12 protein-coding genes are annotated in these 16,684 nt (G+C 67.8%); 5 read left to right on the top strand and 7 right to left on the bottom strand.

Annotation, left to right across the window (positions count from 1 at the left end):
* Positions 1-50 precede the first annotated feature (50 nt).
* Complete coding sequence (locus tag QRN27_RS02415) at positions 51-1,775, bottom strand: ABC transporter family substrate-binding protein (protein WP_285040584.1); 1,725 nt, start codon at positions 1,773-1,775, stop codon at positions 51-53.
* 296 nt (positions 1,776-2,071) lie between these two features.
* On the opposite strand from QRN27_RS02415, the gene QRN27_RS02420 reads away from it, so the two are divergent.
* The 4 genes from QRN27_RS02420 to QRN27_RS02435 are packed head-to-tail and all read left to right on the top strand — an operon-like array spanning position 2,072 to position 6,744.
* A complete protein-coding gene (locus QRN27_RS02420) occupies positions 2,072-3,055 on the top strand; it encodes an ABC transporter permease (RefSeq protein WP_285040585.1) in 984 nt (327 codons plus the stop codon).
* 52 nt (positions 3,056-3,107) lie between these two features.
* On the top strand, positions 3,108-3,983 hold the full coding sequence (locus tag QRN27_RS02425) for an ABC transporter permease (protein WP_056011361.1): 876 nt from the start codon (positions 3,108-3,110) through the stop codon (positions 3,981-3,983).
* Positions 3,946-6,081 (top strand): ABC transporter ATP-binding protein, encoded by a 2,136-nt coding sequence (locus QRN27_RS02430; protein WP_285040586.1) that lies wholly within the window; start codon positions 3,946-3,948, stop codon positions 6,079-6,081. Before QRN27_RS02425 ends, QRN27_RS02430 begins: the two co-directional genes overlap by 38 nt.
* A 48-nt stretch (positions 6,082-6,129) precedes the next feature.
* The gene (locus QRN27_RS02435; protein ID WP_285040587.1) at positions 6,130-6,744 is read left to right on the top strand and encodes a hypothetical protein; all 615 of its coding nucleotides are present in this window, start codon (positions 6,130-6,132) and stop codon (positions 6,742-6,744) included.
* A gap of 79 nt (positions 6,745-6,823) precedes the next feature.
* On the opposite strand, the gene QRN27_RS02440 is transcribed toward QRN27_RS02435, so the two are convergent.
* The 4 genes from QRN27_RS02440 to QRN27_RS02455 all read right to left on the bottom strand — a co-directional run bounded on the left by QRN27_RS02440 (position 6,824) and on the right by QRN27_RS02455 (position 12,154).
* On the bottom strand, positions 6,824-8,575 hold the full coding sequence (locus QRN27_RS02440) for a dipeptide ABC transporter ATP-binding protein (protein WP_056778319.1): 1,752 nt from the start codon (positions 8,573-8,575) through the stop codon (positions 6,824-6,826).
* On the bottom strand, positions 8,572-9,510 hold the full coding sequence (locus tag QRN27_RS02445) for an ABC transporter permease (RefSeq protein ID WP_082455862.1): 939 nt from the start codon (positions 9,508-9,510) through the stop codon (positions 8,572-8,574). Before QRN27_RS02445 ends, QRN27_RS02440 begins: the two co-directional genes overlap by 4 nt.
* A gap of 13 nt (positions 9,511-9,523) precedes the next feature.
* Complete coding sequence (locus QRN27_RS02450; protein WP_056007318.1) at positions 9,524-10,456, bottom strand: ABC transporter permease; 933 nt, start codon at positions 10,454-10,456, stop codon at positions 9,524-9,526.
* A gap of 75 nt (positions 10,457-10,531) precedes the next feature.
* A complete protein-coding gene (locus QRN27_RS02455) occupies positions 10,532-12,154 on the bottom strand; it encodes a peptide ABC transporter substrate-binding protein (protein ID WP_056007321.1) in 1,623 nt (540 codons plus the stop codon).
* A 336-nt stretch (positions 12,155-12,490) separates the two neighbouring features.
* Between QRN27_RS02455 and QRN27_RS02460 the strand changes: the two genes are divergently transcribed.
* Positions 12,491-13,300 carry a CPBP family intramembrane glutamic endopeptidase gene (locus QRN27_RS02460; RefSeq protein ID WP_285040588.1) on the top strand — a complete coding sequence of 270 codons (810 nt, stop codon included), beginning with the start codon at positions 12,491-12,493 and terminating at the stop codon, positions 13,298-13,300.
* Between the two features lie 85 nt (positions 13,301-13,385).
* On the opposite strand, the gene gcvP is transcribed toward QRN27_RS02460, so the two are convergent.
* Entirely contained in the window at positions 13,386-16,307 is a 2,922-nt protein-coding gene (gene gcvP, locus QRN27_RS02465; RefSeq protein WP_285040589.1) for an aminomethyl-transferring glycine dehydrogenase, read from the bottom strand.
* Positions 16,307-16,681 carry a glycine cleavage system protein GcvH gene (gene gcvH, locus QRN27_RS02470; protein WP_056778330.1) on the bottom strand — a complete coding sequence of 125 codons (375 nt, stop codon included), beginning with the start codon at positions 16,679-16,681 and terminating at the stop codon, positions 16,307-16,309. Before gcvH ends, gcvP begins: the two co-directional genes overlap by 1 nt.
* Positions 16,682-16,684 lie beyond the last annotated feature (3 nt).

A 16,684-nucleotide genomic window follows, 5' to 3' on the forward strand; every position in this document is an offset into this window, starting at 1 on the left:
GACCGCCGATGCCCGTCGTTCCGAGGCTCAGGTGAGCCCCGCAATGTCGCCTACTTCTTCCAGCCCACGTTCTTCCAGTCGATGGTCTCGAACTGGGTCGGGCCGTAGTTCACGAGCCCGGTCTTGACGCCGTAGGTGTACGGCACGGGGAACAGCGGGATCGTCGTCGCGAGGGCGACGATCTTCTTGTCGATCTCCTTCGCGATCTCGAGACGCTTCTGCGGGTCGAGCTCGGCGTTCGCGCTCGCCCACAGGTCGCCGAGCGAGTCGTCGGTGACGCCGGGGAAGTTCTGCCCGGAGTCGGCCGGGTAGAAGATCGACTCCGTGCTGGAGATCGGGAACGCCGTGCCCTGCCAGGCGAAGCTCACGGCGTCGAAGTCGCGGGTCTCGGTGGTGACGTACTTCGTGAAGAAGTCATCAGCCGGGACGGTGTCGATCTGCAGGTCGAAACCGGCTTCCTTCACCTGGGCCTGCACCTGCTGCGAGGTCTCGGCCGAGACCGGGTTCTCGGAGTCGATGACGTAGCGGATGGTCAGCTTCTTGCCGTCCTTCTCACGGATCCCGTTGCTGCCCTCGGTCCAACCGGCATCCTCGAGCTGCTTCTTGGCGGCGTCGATGTCGTAGCCGAGCACCTTCGAGGCGTCGTCCTCGTAGCCGTCCTGGCCGGGGAGGAAGATGAGGTTGTTCAGCAGGTCGGTCGGGGCGTCGATCGCCGCCAGGCGGGACTCGGCGATGGTCTTGCGGTTGATCGACTTCGCGAACGCCTGTCGGACCTCGGGGTCACTCAGGACCTCGGACGTGCCGTTCAGCGTGATGTGGTTGTAGTTCGTGCCACGTGACCGCTGGATCTGGGCGTCGCTGCGCTTCTGAGCCGTCTGGTAGTTGTCGGCGTTCGAGCCGATGCTGAAGACGTCGATCTCGCTGTTCGAGAACGCCTGGGCGAGACCCGAACGGGAGACCTGCTTGAAGATGATGTTGTCGAGCTTCGGCTTGTCGCCCCACCACTTCGGGTTGGGCTCGAAGGTCACGACCGCACCGGTCTGGTCGATCTTGCTCACGATGTACGGCCCGCCGGATACGTAGGTGGTGCCGTCGGCGGCGTAGGGGCCGGTCGCCCAGAGGGTGTTGAAGGACTCGGGCGTCGCGCCGAGCCACTTCGGCCAGATGTTGCCGAGGATGGAGGGCCAGTCGGCGTTCTTGTTCTTGAACGTGATGAGGACGTCCTGCGGGCTGTCGCCGGCCGTGACGGACTCGATGTCCTTCCAGACGTTCGTCGCGGTGGGCGCGTACGCGGGGTCGACGCCGTTGAGCGACTTCCACGTCGCGGCGAAGTCGTCGACGCTCATCGCCGTACCGTCCGACCAGACGGCGTCGGGGTTGATCTTGACCTCGACGACCTGCGGGTCCTCGGTCTTCAACTCGACGGAGGTCGCGAAGTCGGGGTTCGCCTCCCAGGTGCCGTCTTCCTTGATGTTGATGAACGACGGCGTGTAGAGGTTGCTGAGGAACTGGTCGTCGACGGTGCCGCTGTCGAGGTTGTACAGGTTCCAGTTCGCGGGGATCGCATCGACCGCGAGGTTGAGCGTGCCGCCCTGCGCGATCTGGTCGGCGTCCGCTCGCTCCCAACCGGTACCGGACAGCTCGATCGGCTTCGCGGTGGAGCCGCCTCCGCCTGAACCGCCGCCGGTGCAAGCCGTCAATGCGAGGGCGACGATCGAGACGCCGGCGAGGATCATCCCGCCGCGGCGCCGCGATCCCTGTGTTCTGGAACTCATCGAGATCCACCTTTCGTGACGTGTTACTGCACGAGCCCGCACCGATGCGGAGCGGAAGGCGCGCAGGCCAATGTGGACCATCTTGCACCCGCTCCGACGATCCCCCACAAGTGGGCACGAATTGTTACCGTTTCGATTTCTCGACGGCACGAGCCGGAAACATACGTTCCGTTTCCTGAGAACACGCGTCGTTTTCTGATTCCCCGCGGTTGGGGGTTACAGTGTCTCCACCCCACGAGGGGAGCACAGCTGACGGGACGACGCGGTCCCCGTCCACGACTTCGCAAGGCTGGTACATGATCGGGTTCATTGCACGGCGGTTGGTCAACTACCTGTTCCTCTCCGCGATCGCCACCATGCTCGGCTACGTCCTCGTGAGCATGACCCTCCAGCCCTCGGCCCGGTTCCTCGGCAAGAACCCGCCCATCCCCCAAGCCTCGATCGACGCCGCGCTGGACAAGATGGGCGTCAACCCGAAGGTGCCGTTGCTCGAGCGCCTCTGGGACTGGGTGACGCACCTCGTGACCACCGGCTCCCTCGGGGTGAGCACCCGCGGGACGCAAGTGACGGCGGACATCTTCGAGCGGTCGGGCACGAGCCTCCGGTTGCTCGTCATCGGCACGATCCTCGGCGCGGTCATCGGCGTCGCCCTCGGCGTCTGGGGCGCCGTCCGCCAGTACCGGGCCAGCGACCAGATCATCACCTACGCCTCGTTCACGATCCTGGCGATGCCGGTGTTCGTCATCGGCGTCGTGCTCATGATCCTGGCGACGACGCTCAACCAGACGGTCGGAACGAACGTCATCAACTTCACCGGCGAGTACACCGCCGGCCTCCAAGGCGGCTTCTGGACCCAGCTCGGCGACCGGGCCATGCATCTGCTGCTGCCCACCATCACCCTGACCGTCGGCGCCGTCGCCTCGTACTCCCGGTATCAGCGGAGCGCGATGCTCGACGTGATGAGCGCCGACTACATCCGCACCGCCCGGTCGAAGGGTCGCACCCGCGGCTCGGCGATCATCCGACACGGCGTCCGCGTCGCCCTCATCCCGATGTCCACCTTCTTCGCCTACTCGTTCGGGCTCATCCTCACGGGTGCCAGCGTGACCGAGAACGTGTTCAGCTGGCACGGCATGGGCGAGTACCTCCTCACCAGCGTCTCGAACTCGGACATCAACGCCGCGGCCGGGACCATCCTCTTCACCTCCATCCTCGTCCTCATCGCCGGAACGCTCTCCGACGTGATCTATGCGGCGCTCGACCCGAGAGTGCGGGTGTAACGACATGGCACTGACAGACCCAACGACGCTGACCGTCGGTGAACCTGAGACGATGCGCGGCGCACCCAAGCGCCCGCAGTCACGTGGTCGCACGATCCTCCGGAAGGTGCTCGCCACGAAGCGCGCGCGCATCGGTGGCGGCGTCCTGCTCTTCATCATCCTCTGGGCCTTCATCGGACCGCTGCTGTCCCCGTGGTCCTTCACCGACCAGGACGGCCTCGCCTTCAGCCAGCCCCCGTCGCTCGACCACTGGTTCGGGACGAACAACATCGGCCAGGACGTGTACGCGCAGACCCTCGTCGGGCTGCAGAAGTCGATCGTCATCGGACTCATCGTGGGACCGGGGGCGGCCATCATCGCCGGGCTCGTGGGCGCGATCGCCGGCTACGTCGGCGGCGTCTGGGACAAGGCGATCGTCTGGTTCATCGACCTCCTCCTCGTCATCCCCGGCTTCTTCCTCCTCGTCCTGCTGAGCCCCGCGTTCAAGTCGCTCTCCTGGCTCGCCCTCGTGGTGTTCCTCGTGCTCTTCGGATGGATGGTGCTCGCCCGGGTGATCCGCGGACAGACGATGTCCCTGCGGGAGCGCGAATACGTCAAGGCGGCGCGGTTCATGGGCGTCCCCGGGTTCACCATCATCCGTCGGCACATCATCCCGAACGTAGCCAGCCTCCTCATCATCGACGCGACCCTCGGCATCGGAGCGGCGATCCTGTCCGAGACGACCCTGAGCTTCTTCGGCTTCGGCGTCCAGGCACCCGACGTCTCCCTCGGCACCCTGCTGGCCGCGGGCGCGAGTGCTGCCGTCACCCGCCCCTGGCTGTTCGTCTTCCCCGCAGCGATCCTCGTCATCACCGTGCTCGCGTCGAGCCTGCTCGGCGACGCCCTCCGCGATGCCATCGACCCGACCTCAGGAGCCAACCGTGACTGACCCCCAGGCGGCCGAGCCGCTCCTCCAGGTCCGCGACCTCAGCGTCACCTTCCCGAACGCCGGAACACCGGTGCACGCCGTCCGCGGGGTGTCCTACGACGTCCACCGGGGCGAGTTCCTCGGCATCGTCGGCGAGTCCGGCTCCGGCAAGAGCGTGTCGTCGATGGCGGTCATGGGCCTGTTGCCCACCAACGCGCAGGTCAGCGGCAGCATCCGGTACGACGGGGTCGAGCTGCTCGGGCAGTCCGACCGCGAACTGTCCCGGATCCGGGGCCGCGACATCGCGATGATCTTCCAGGACCCGCTCTCCGCGCTGACCCCGGTGTACACCATCGGCCAGCAGATCGCCGAGGGACTCCGACTGCACGACTCCGCACTCTCCCAGCGGGCCGCCGAGACGCGCGCGGTCGAACTCCTCAAGATCGTCGGGATCCCGAACGCCGAGCGCCGGGCGAAGTCCTTCCCCCACGAGTTCTCGGGCGGTATGCGGCAGCGGGCGATGATCGCGATCGCGATCGCGAACGACCCGCAACTCATCATCGCCGACGAGCCCACCACCGCCCTCGACGTGACCATCCAGGCGCAGATCCTCGAGGTGCTCCAGGAGGCGAAGGACATCACCGGCGCCGCCGTCGTCCTCATCACCCACGACCTCGGTGTCGTCGCCGGCAACGCCGACCGCGTCGCCGTCATGTACGCCGGCCGCATCGTCGAGACGGCACCGGTCGTGCCGCTGTTCCGCGAGCCGCTCATGCCGTACACGATCGGCCTGCTCCGGTCGATGCCCAACATGGCGGCGAACCAGCAGGAGCGGCTCGTCCCCCTCGAGGGTCGTCCCCCGCTGCTGACGAACGTCCCGACCGGTTGCCCGTTCGCCCCGCGCTGCCCGATCGCCGTGGCCGCGTGCCTCGAGGGCGAACCGGCGCTCCTCCCCGTGCTCGACGGCCCGGCCACCGATCCGGCCACTTCGATCGAGCACACCGCGGCGTGCATCCGCGCCGGCGAGATCGCGGACGGATCGCTGCTCCGCCCCGACATCTTCCCCCGGCCGGACGAGGTGCCGGAGGAACTCGTCGCCGAGGTCGCCCCCGAGACCGTCCTCGACGTCAAGGACCTGACCCGCGCCTTCCCGCTCACGAAGGGCGTGGTCTTCCGCCGCAACATCGGCACCGTCCGCGCGGTCGACGGCGTCTCCTTCAGCGTCCAGCGCGGCCGCACGCTCGGCCTCGTCGGTGAGTCCGGTTGCGGGAAGACGACGACCATCATGGAGATCCTCGAGCTCGCCGAGACCCAGGGCGGCACCATCCACGTGAACGGCGTCGACACCGCGACCCTCTCGAAGCCCGACCGCAGGAAGTTGCGCAGCGACATCCAGGTGGTCTTCCAGGACCCGATGGCCTCGCTCGATCCACGGATGACGATCGAGGACATCATCGGCGAACCGTTGACCGTACACGGGGTCTCGTCCTCCGAGATCCGGAACCGGGTCGGTGCCATGCTCGAACTCGTCGGCCTCGAACCGTCGTTCGCCGGCCGGTACCCGCACGAGTTCTCCGGCGGCCAACGGCAGCGCATCGGCATCGCCCGGGCGCTCGTCGTGGAGCCGAAGATCCTCGTCCTCGACGAGCCGGTGTCCGCGCTCGACGTCTCCGTCCAGGCCGGGGTCATCAACCTCCTCGAGGACCTCAAGCAGCGACTCGGGCTGTCCTACCTCTTCGTCGCCCACGACCTGGCCGTCGTCCGCCACATCGCCGACGACGTCGCCGTCATGTACCTCGGACGCATCGTCGAGTACGGGCCGAGCGCGACGATCTTCGCCGACCCCAAACACCCGTACACCCAGGCACTCCTCTCGGCCGTGCCGGTGCCCGACCCGGAGCTCGAACGCAGCCGGCAGCGGATCCTGCTGAACGGCGACCTCCCCTCCCCCAGCGACGACCGCGTGGGCTGCAGCTTCCGGAGCCGCTGCCCGCTGTACCAGCTCCTGCCGGCGGACAAGCAGGCGGTCTGCGAGCGGGACGACCCGCGTGAGCGTCCTGTCGACGGCCGCCTCGTCGCGTGCCACCACGCTGAGAGCGACCGACTCGTCACCGCCTGACCGACGCTGCTGACGACCATGGGTCGGCGGCCTGGAAGGATGGACGACGTGAACGACGCGACGAACGCCCGCAACCGGACCACCCTGAGGAGCACCAGCGGCTACTGGATCCTCGGAGTCACCGCCCTCCTGATGGTCTTCTTCATCATCGACGCCGTCGGCCGCGGCGCCTGGGGGTTCGCCCTCCTGGCGCTGCCCTGGGAGCTCCTCGTCGTCTGGCTGGTGTACCTCGTCCTCGTCCGCCCCTGCATCGTCATCGAACCCGAGCAGCTGACGATCGTGAACGTCGGTCGACTCCACGAGATCCCCTGGTCTCGCCTGGAGGAGGCGACGAGCCGCTACCAGCTCACCGTGCTCCTGCGCGACGGTCGGAAGATCACCAGCTGGGGCGCGCCGAGCGCCGGTCTCGACCGGCCCTCCCTGACCGGCGGTCGCGGACGACGGGACGTCGACCACCAGGAACGCGCCTCGGGCGTCCGCCGACCAGGACGGGCGGGGAACGAGGGGCCCTCGGCCGTCGACCTCATCGACCGGGCGCACGAGCGCTGGGGGAAGATCGACCCGGCCGACACGCGGCTCGCCGCCTCGCGCTGGGACGTCGTCGCCCTCGGGGTCACCGCCGCGCTGGTGGTCTGGGGCGCCGCCTCGGCGCTCCTCGGCTGACCCTCCGGCCCATCCCGGGAACGACGAAGGGCGGTGCAGCGGATCGCTCCGCGGCACCGCCCTTCGGCGTGACGGCTCGTTACAGCGCGAGCTCGATCCCGGCGCCGGGGATGGCGTCGAGGAGTTCGCGCGTGTACTGCTGCTTCGGGTTCTCGAAGACGTCGTCCGTGGTCGACGCCTCGACGATCTTCCCCTTCTGCATGACCGCCACGTTGTCGGCGATCACCCGCACGACCGCGAGGTCGTGGGTGATGAAGAGGTACGTCAGCTGCAGTTCCGACTGGAGGTCGGCGAGCAACTGCAGGATCTGCGCCTGCACGAGCACGTCGAGCGCGGACACGGCCTCGTCGAGGACCACGATCTCCGGCTTCAACGCGAGCGCCCGGGCGATCGCGATGCGCTGACGCTGCCCACCTGAGAGCTCGTTCGGGTAGCGCGTCGCCACCGACTGCGGCAGCGACACCTGGTCGAGGAGCTCCAGGACGCGTGCGCGCCTCGAGGCCTTGTCGCCGACCTTGTGGGTCTGCAGCGGCTCCGAGATCGTGTTCCCGATGTTGCGCAGCGGGTCGAGCGAACCGTAGGGGTCCTGGAAGACCGGCTGCATCGTCCGGCGCAGCGCGAGGAGCCCCTTGCGGTCGAGTCCCTCCATGGCCTTCCCGCCGATGCGGATGCTGCCCGAGGTGGGTGTCTCCAGCTGCAGGAGCAGCTTCGCGACGGTGGACTTCCCCGAACCGGACTCCCCGACGAGCGCCATGGTGGTGCCCTTCGGGATCTGGAACGAGACGCCGTCCACGGCCTTCAGCTCACTCGCCTGGCCCTTCTGTCCGCGGATCTTGTAGACCTTCTCGAGGTCGTCCACGACGATCGCTGGCTCCACCTTCGCGAGGTCGAGCTGCGCCGCCGCACGATGCTCGGCGGCGACGATCAGGTCGATCCCCTCCGAGCCGGCCGGAGCCTCGTGCTCGAGCGTCTCGAGAGGCCCGGTCGCGGACTGGATCCGCCGGGAGGCGAGGCTCGGTGCCGCGGCCACGAGGCGCTGCGTGTACGGGTGCACCGGGTTCTGCAGGATCTCGACCGACGGACCGGCCTCGACGATCTGCCCCTTGTACATGACGATGAGCTTCTCGGCGCGTTCGGCCGCGAGGCCGAGGTCGTGCGTGATGAAGAGCAACGCCGTGCCGCTGTCGCGCGTCAGGCTCTCGAGGTGGTCGAGGATCTTCCGCTGCACGGTCACGTCGAGCGCCGAGGTGGGCTCGTCCGCGATCAGCAGCTTCGGGCTCGAGGAGAGACCGATGCCGATGAGCACGCGCTGCCGCATGCCGCCGGAGAACTGGTGCGGGAACTGCTTCAGGCGACGGTCGGCGTCGGAGAGACCGGCCTGCTGGAGGACCTCGATCGCCTTCGCACGCACGGCCTGCTTGCCCTCGGCGATGCCGTTGGCGCGGATGGCCTCCTCGACCTGGAACCCGATGTTCCAGACCGGGTTGAGGTTCGACATCGGGTCCTGCGGCACGAAGCCGATCAGGCGACCGCGGACGTCCTCGATCTCCTTGCGCGGGAGCTTCGAGAGGTCGCGACCCTCGAAGAGGATCTCACCGCCCGTGATCTTGCCGGTCCCGGGGAGGAGGTTGATGATGGCGTGCGCCGTCGTCGACTTCCCGGATCCCGATTCGCCGACGATCGCGACCGTCTCACCGGGCATCATCGTGAAGCTGGTCTTGCGGATGGCCTGCACGGTGCCGCTCTGCGTGCGGAACCCGACCTCGAGGTCCTTGACCTCGAGGAGCGGCTGCCCGGTGCGTGCACCGGCCTGGGGTGTGGGGGTGCTCAACGGAGTGCCCTCGCCTTCGGGTCGAGTGCATCACGCAGGACCTCGCCGAGCATGATGAAGCTGAGCACGGTGAGCGAGAGCGCGATGGACGGGTAGATGAGCACCTGCGGAGCGGTCCGCAGGTCGCGCTGCGCCTGGGAGATGTCCGCGCCCCACGAGATCGACTCGGATCCGAGTCCGACGCCGAGGAACGAAAGGGTCGCCTCCGCGACGATCGCCGAAGCGAGCGACAGCGTGATGACGACGATCACCGGGGCGATCGAGTTCGGCAGGACGTGGCGCACGAGGATGCGGAACCGCGAGACGCCGAGGGCGATCGAGGCCTGCACGTAGTCGGCGTTCTTGACCCGCAGGATCTCGGCACGCAGGACTCTCGCGACGCTCGGCCAGACGAACAGACCGACCGCGAGCGAGATGGTCCAGACGCTCCGGTAGGCGGCGAGGGCCGACATGACGACGACGGCGGCGAGGATGTACGGGATCGAGAAGAAGATGTCGCCGATGCGGGAGAGCACCGAGTCGACCCAACCGCCGTAGAAGCCCGACAGCGCGCCGAAGCTGATACCGAGCACGCAGACGATCGCCGTGACGATGAGGCCGACCGCGAGCGACGTGTTCGCGCCGAAGATGACCCGCGAGTAGATGTCGCAGCCCTGCTTCGTGAACCCGAGCGGGTGCGCGAGCGACGGGTCACCGAGGCTGTTGTCGAGGTTGCAGCTGCGCGGGTCGACCTGCGAGAACAGGCCGGGCAGGAGCGACACCACGACGACGAGGACGATGAGCACCGCCGAGATCCAGAACATCGGCTGACGGCGCATGTACGCCCAGGCGTCGGTCCAGAGGTTGCTCGGCTTCTCGTCGACCTTGACGGCGTCGATCACCGCGAGCGGCGTCTCCTCCAGCGGGGCGACGAAGTGCGTGGATGAACGCTTCATCTGTGGTTCCTGATCATGACTTGACATAGCGGATCCTCGGGTCGAGCACGGCGTACAGCAGGTCGACCAGCAGGTTGACGAGCAGGTAGACGAGCACCATCACGGTCACGAAGGACACGACGGTGGGTCCTTCGCCACGGATGATCGCCTGGTAGAGCGTCCGGCCGACGCCGGGCACGTTGAAGATGCCCTCCGTGACCGTCGCTCCGACGATGAGCACACCGAAGTCGACCGCCAGGTAGGTGACGACCGGGATGAGCGAGTTGCGGAGGATGTGCACCGGGATGATCCGGCGGCGGCTGAGGCCCTTCGAGGCCGCGGTGCGCACGAAGTCGAGCGACTGGGTCTCGATCACGGCACCGCGGGTCAGGCGGGTGATCTGCGCGAAGCTGATCGTCGCCAACACGAGTGCCGGGAGTAACAGGTCTTGTATCGGCGCACCGGCACCGACCGTGACCCGGAACCAGCCGAGCTGGATGCCGAAGACGAACTGGGCGATGAACGCGACCACGAAGACCGGCAGGGAGATGAGGATGAGGCTCACGACGAGGAACGACGCGTCGAAGATGCCGCCCTTGCGGAGGCCGGAGACGAGGCCGATCGTGATGCCGGCGACCATCTCGAAGAAGACGGCGAGGACGGCGAGACGCAGCGTGACCGGGAAGGTCTGCGCGAGGATCTCGGCGACCGGCTGACCGGAGAACGAGGTACCGAGGTCGCCCGTGAGGATGCCGCCGAGGTACAGCAGATACTGCACGATGAACGGCTTGTCGAGGTTGTACTCCGCGCGGAGCTGCTCGAGGACGGCCGGGCTCGGCGTCCGGTCGCCGAAGAGCGCGAGGATGGGGTCGCCCGGGAGCGCGAACACCATGAAATAGATGAGGAACGTCGTACCGAGCAGGACCGGGATGGCCTGCAGGATGCGGCGGAGGATGTAATTGCCCAAAGCGGGACTCCTGAACTCGTGAAAACTGGGTGGGCCCGGAAGAACCGGACCCACCCAGTTGTGCCGTCTACAAGATTACTTGGTGATCTCGTAGTAGAGAGGCACGGAGTTCCAACCGAACTGGACGTTCTGGACGCCCTCGCCGAATCCACCGCTCACGTTCTGGTACCAGAGCGGGATGGCGGGCAGGTCCTTGAACAGGACCTCCTGAGCTTCCTGGAACTTCTTGTTCGCGGCGTCGAGGTCGGACTCGGCAGCACCTTCGGAGAGGAGCTTGTCGAACTCGGGGCTCGAGTAGTCGCCGTCGTTCGAGGAGGCGCCGGTCGCGTACAGCGGGCCGAGGAAGTTGTACAGACCCGGGTAGTCGGCCTGCCAACCGCTGCGGAACGCGGTCTGGATCTGACGGCTCGTGATGCTCTCACGGAAGTCGCCGAAGACCGCGACCGGAACACCGGAGGACTCGATGCCGAGGGTGTTCTTGATGTTGTTCGTCACGGCGTCGACCCAAGCCTGGTGCGGGCCGTCGGCGTTGTAGGCGATCTGGAAGGAGCCGTCCCACGGGGAGATGGCGTCAGCCTTGGCCCAGAGTTCCTTGGCCTTCTTGTCGTCGTTGGTCAGCACCTCGTTGCCGGGGATGTCCTTCGAGTAGCCGTCGATGACGGGCGAGGTGAAGTCGGTCGCCGGGGTGCGGGTGCCCTCGAAGATGACGTCGGTGATCTGCTTGCGGTTGATCGCGTAGGAGATCGCCTGACGACGCAGCTCGCCTTCCTCGCCGCTGAAGTGCGGGAGGCGGGACGGGATGGTGAAGGACTGGAACACGGCGGCGGGCTGGTTCACAGCGCGGTCGCCCAGGTCGTCCTGGAAGGTGGAGATCGCGGAGTCCGGGATCTGGTCCAGGACGTCGAGGTTGCCACCGAGGAGGTCGGCGTACGCCGCGTCGAAGCTGGCGTAGAAGTTGATCGTCACGCCACCGTTCTGCGGCTTACGACCACCGTTGTACTCGTCGTTGGTGACGAGGGCGATGGACTCGTTGTGCTTCCACGCCTTCTCACCGTCGAGCTTGTACGGGCCGTTGCCGACCGGGTTCTGACCGAAGTCGGCCGTGACCTTGCCGGCCTCGTCGAACGCCGACTTGGGCAGCGGGTAGAACGAGGAGTAGCCGAGGCGCAGCGGGAAGTCCGAGCGAGCCTCGTTGAGCTCGACCGTGAAGGTCGTGTCGTCGACGACGTTGAGGCCGGTGAGGGGCTGGTCGGCGTCGTAGCTGAAGCCCTTGATGTCCTCGAAGAAGTAGCTGTTCTTGCGCGCGTTCGAGAGGAGCGCGGCGTCCTGCCAGGCGTTCACGAACGACTCGGCGTCGACCGGGTCACCGTTGGTGAACTTCTGGTCGGGCTTGATCTTGATCGTGAAGGTGATCGAGTCGTCGGTCTCGATGGACTCGGCGAGGTCGTTGACCGGCTTGCCCTTGGCGTCGTAGTAGACGAGGCCTGCGAAGATCTCGTCGAGGATCTTGCCGCCACCCACCTCGTTGGTGTCGCTGGGGATGAGACCCGACTCGGGCTCGGAGCCGTTGGTCGTGATGATGGCGGATGTGTTGCCGCTGGTGCTCTCGCTGCTGGAACCGCCACCGGAACATCCGGTGAGGACGAGAGCCCCTGCTGCGATGATGGCGGCGGCAGAGCCGAACCGACTGAACTTCACAGTTCCTCCTTGGGGAAAGGGCAAGCGAAACCGGCGCATCGTGTGCGCTGGACCGCTCTTTGAATACTCTGACGATAAGTTGAAGCAGGACGACGAGCAAACTGGGACGCCAAACGTTACACAGCGGTAACCGAATCGGAGGATTGTTGCTCGCGGACGAGTTTCCGTGCACGTATCCCGCCCGCGACGCAAGAGAACGACGCTGATCGCAAAACTCGTGCGAGCGGACTCCGGCCGCGGATACGAATCGTAAGCCCGCCCGCCGATGGCGGCCGAGACGCGGGCGTTCAGGTGGTATGCGGTGCGCACGAAGCGAGGAGCCCGCACAATGGACCGGTGAACGAGCGGAACGCGACCGTGCAACAGCCGGACCTCCCCGAACGGTCGCCGGTCGCGCGCCGCTGGTGGGAGATCGGGATCGTCCTCGCGCTGAGCCTCGGCGCCTCGGCGGTGTACTCCGTCATCTCGCTCATCGCGAAGCTCACCGCGGGGCCGCCGCTCGCCGACCAGTCGGCGGCCATCAACACGACGCAGGCGACCCGGGAGTGGCTCGACTTCAGCTACCAGTTCCTCGGGCTGTTCTTCCAGCTCGCGCCCGTCGCGCTCGTCATCTATCTGCTCTGGCAACCGGGGCGAAGCGGTTTCACCCGCATGGGACTCGACCTCCGCGCACCAGGACGCGACCTGGGACGTGGCGCGCTGCTCGTCGCCGCGATCGGTATCCCCGGTATCGGGGTGTACGCGCTCGGCCGGGCGCTCGGGGTCACGGTCGCGGTGTCGACCTTCCCCGACACCATGTACTGGTGGACGATCCCGATGCTCGTCTTCTCCGCGCTCCGCGCCGGTCTGCAGGAGGAGGTCATCATCATCGGGTACCTGTACACCCGGCTGCGCGAGATCGGATGGGGGTGGTGGACGATCATCCTCTCGACCGCCGTCCTGCGCGGAAGCTACCACCTGTACCAGGGCATCGGACCGTTCTTCGGCAACGTCGCCATGGGGATCGCGTTCGGCTGGTGCTACAAGCGCTGGGGCCGGGTGATGCCGCTCGTCGTCGCGCACACGATCATCGACGTGATCTCCTTCGCCGGATTCCCCCTGGCGGTCGCCTGGTGGCCGGGCATCTTCGCCGCGACCGCGTCCTGACCGACACCCCGCCCGTCCTCCGACGAACGAGGACTCCCCCGCCCACGACGGGGCGAGGGAGTCCTCGTTCGACGGTGCGCTCCGCCTAGGCGAAGGCCTCGGGCGGCGGGCAGGCGCACACGAGGTTGCGGTCGCCGTACGCCTGGTCGATCCGGCGGACCGGCGGCCAGTACTTCGTCCGCACCAGCGTGTGCACGGGGTAGACGGCGAGTTCACGCGAGTACGCGTGGGTCCACTCCCCCTCGATGACCGACTGCGCCGTGTGCGGCGCCCCGACGAGCGGGTTGTCGTCGGCCGGCCACTCGCCCGCGGCGACGGCGTCGGCCTCCGCCTTGATCGCGATCATCGCTTCGACGAAGCGGTCGACCTCGGCGAGGTCCTCGCTCTCCGTCGGCTCGACCATGAGCGTGCCCGCGACGGGGAACGACATCGTCGGAGCGTGGAAGCCGTAGTCGACGAGGCGCTTGGCCACGTCGTCGACCGTGATACCCGTCGTCTCCTTGAGCGGACGGAGGTCGAGGATGCACTCGTGCGCGACCAGGTCGCTGTCGCCCGTGTAGAGGACCGGGTAGTGGTCCCGCAGTCGGGCGGCGATGTAGTTCGCGGCGAGCACCGCGGCCCCCGTCGCCTCGCGAAGGCCCTCGGAGCCCATCATGCGGACGTAGGCCCACGAGATCGGCAGGATGCTCGGGCTCCCGTAGGGCGCCGCCGAGATCGGACCGCCGGCGTGCACGACGGTGCCGCCGCCGAGCAGCGGGTGCTCGTCGCGCTGGGCGAGCGGGTGCCCGGGGAGGAAGGGCGCGAGGTGCGCCTTCGCGGCGACCGGACCCACGCCGGGCCCACCGCCACCGTGCGGGATGCAGAACGTCTTGTGCAGGTTCAGGTGCGAGACGTCGCCACCGAACTCGCCGAAGCGCGCGTACCCGAGCAGGGCGTTGAGGTTCGCACCGTCGACGTACACCTGGCCGCCGGCGTCGTGGACCGCCTGGGTGATCGTCTTCACCTCGTGCTCGTACACGCCGTGGGTCGACGGGTAGGTGATCATGAGGGCCGCGAGGGCCTCGGCGTTCGACGCGATCTTCGCGCGGAGGTCGTCGAGGTCGACGTTGCCCTGCTCGTCGCAGGCGACGACGACCACACGCATGCCGGCGAGGACCGCGGAGGCCGCGTTCGTGCCGTGAGCGCTCGACGGGATCAGGCAGACCGTGCGCTGCTCGTCGCCGTTCGCGCGGTGGTAGCCACGGATCGCGAGCAGACCCGCGAGCTCCCCCTGGCTGCCAGCGTTGGGCTGCAGCGAGACGGAGTCGTAGCCGGTGACCTCGGCCAGCCAGGTCTCGAGCTGGTCGACGAGTTCGAGGGAACCGGCCACGTCCTCGCGCGGCGCGAAGGGGTGGAGTCCGGCGAACTCCGGCCAGGTGACCGCTTCCATCTCCGTCGCCGCGTTGAGCTTCATCGTGCACGAACCGAGCGGGATCATCCCGCGGTCGAGCGCGTAGTCGCGATCCGCGAGCTGCTTGAGGTACCGCATCATGGCGGTCTCGGAGTGGTGCGTGTTGAACACCGGGTGCGTCAGGTAGTCGGTCTCGCGCGCGAGCGCCGCCGGGTACGCCGACACGGCCCCAGGTCCGAAGGCCGAGGCGGACGACGCCTCGTCGAAGACGTATGCCGACGGCTCGCCGGCCGTGGCAGTCCCTGCGGTGGTGAGGACCTCGACGAGAGTCGGGACGACGCTCTCCTGGGCGCTCACCTCGTCGAAGCTCATCGAGACGGTCGTCTCGTCGACGGCCCACAGCAGGATGCCTCGCTCATGAGCACCGGCCACCACCGCCGCGCTGTCCTCGACACGCACCTGCAGGGTGTCGAAGTACTGCTCGGTGAGCACCTCCACCCCCGCGGACTGCAGGAGGTGTGCCGCGCTCGCGGTCGCCGCGTGGACCGACTGCGCGATCCGCTTGAGTCCGGCGGGACCGTGGTAGACGGCGTACATGGCGGCCATGACGGCCAGCAGGACCTGTGCGGTGCAGATGTTGCTCGTCGCCTTCTCGCGGCGGATGTGCTGCTCGCGGGTCTGCAGCGTGAGCCGGTAGGCGGGGTGACCCGCCGCGTCCTGGCTGACACCGACGAGCCGTCCGGGCATCTGACGCTCGAGTCCCTTGCGGACCGCGAGGTACCCGGCGTGCGGGCCGCCGAAGCCCATCGGCACGCCGAAGCGCTGCGTCGTGCCCACTGCGATGTCCGCACCGAGGGAACCGGGCGAGGAGATCAGCGTCAGGGCGAGGAGGTCCGCCGCCACGACGGAGACACCGCCGCCGGCCTTCACCGCCGCGAGGACCGCGGACGGGTCCCAGACGAGTCCGGAGGCTGCGGGGTACTGCACGAAGACGCCGAACGCGGCCGGGAGGTCGGTCGGTGCGGTGCTCGAGAGCGGCAGCTCGACGAGGTCGATGCCGACCGCTTCGGCACGGCTGTGGAGGAGCGCCTTGGTCTGCGGGTAGGCGTCGGTGTCGACGATGAAGGTCGTCTCGGCGAGCTTCGAGGCGCGACGGGCGAGCAGCATCCCTTCGACGACGGCCGTGCTCTCGTCGAGCATCGAGGCGTTCGCCGTGTCGAGGCCGGTGAGGTCGGACACCATCGTCTGGAAGTTGATGAGCGCCTCGAGGCGCCCCTGCGAGATCTCCGGCTGGTACGGCGTGTAAGCGGTGTACCAGGAGGGGTTCTCGAGCACGTTCCGCTTGATGACCGCTGGCGTGATCGTGTCGAAGTATCCGAGGCCGATGAGGCTCCGGTTCACCGTGTTGCGGCCCGCGAGTCCACGGAGTTCCGCCAGCGCGGCGCGCTCGCTCGAGGCGGCGGGGATGCTCGACGACGCCAGTTCCGCTGCCGTGATGGCCGACGGGACGGCTGCCGACAGCAGCTCGTCGACGCTCGCATACCCGACCGCTGCGAGCATGGTCGCCTGGGCGTCGGTGTCGGTCCCGATGTGCCGATCTGCGAACCGGTCCGCCATCACTCGCCCACCAGCTTGCTGTAGTCGTCCCAAGTGAGCAGCGTGTCGGGCAGCGCGTCGTACCGCACCGAGACGAGCCAGCCGGCGCCGAACGGGTCGCTGTTGACGAGCGACGGGTCGTCGACGACGGCGTCGTTCGCCTCGACGACCTCGCCGTCGAGTGGCGCGAACAGCTCACCGACGGACTTCGTGGACTCGATCTCGCCGACGACGGTGCTCGCGGAGAGCGCCGCACCGACGGCCGGCAGGTCGACGAACACGACGTCGCCGAGCTTCTCGGCGGCGTAGTCGGTGATGCCGATGACGGCGAGATCGCCCTCGACCCGGATCCACTCGTGCTCGGCGGTGTACTTGAGGGTGGTCTTGTCGGCCATGGG

This window comes from Plantibacter sp. LMC-P-059a (assembly GCF_030209505.1).
GTDB lineage: Bacteria > Actinomycetota > Actinomycetes > Actinomycetales > Microbacteriaceae > Plantibacter.

What these genes read in the sequence shown, in the direction of transcription:
- QRN27_RS02430 (WP_285040586.1), top strand. Translation starts at nt 3,946, where the DNA reads ATGCCATCGACCCGACCTCAGGAGCCAACCGTGACTGACCCCCAGGCG.
- gcvP (WP_285040589.1), bottom strand. Translation starts at nt 16,307, where the DNA reads ATGGCGGACCGGTTCGCAGATCGGCACATCGGGACCGACACCGACGCC.
- QRN27_RS02425 (WP_056011361.1), top strand. Translation starts at nt 3,108, where the DNA reads ATGCGCGGCGCACCCAAGCGCCCGCAGTCACGTGGTCGCACGATCCTC.
- QRN27_RS02415 (WP_285040584.1), bottom strand. Translation starts at nt 1,775, where the DNA reads ATGAGTTCCAGAACACAGGGATCGCGGCGCCGCGGCGGGATGATCCTC.
- gcvH (WP_056778330.1), bottom strand. Translation starts at nt 16,681, where the DNA reads ATGGCCGACAAGACCACCCTCAAGTACACCGCCGAGCACGAGTGGATC.
- QRN27_RS02420 (WP_285040585.1), top strand. Translation starts at nt 2,072, where the DNA reads ATGATCGGGTTCATTGCACGGCGGTTGGTCAACTACCTGTTCCTCTCC.
- QRN27_RS02445 (WP_082455862.1), bottom strand. Translation starts at nt 9,510, where the DNA reads ATGAAGCGTTCATCCACGCACTTCGTCGCCCCGCTGGAGGAGACGCCG.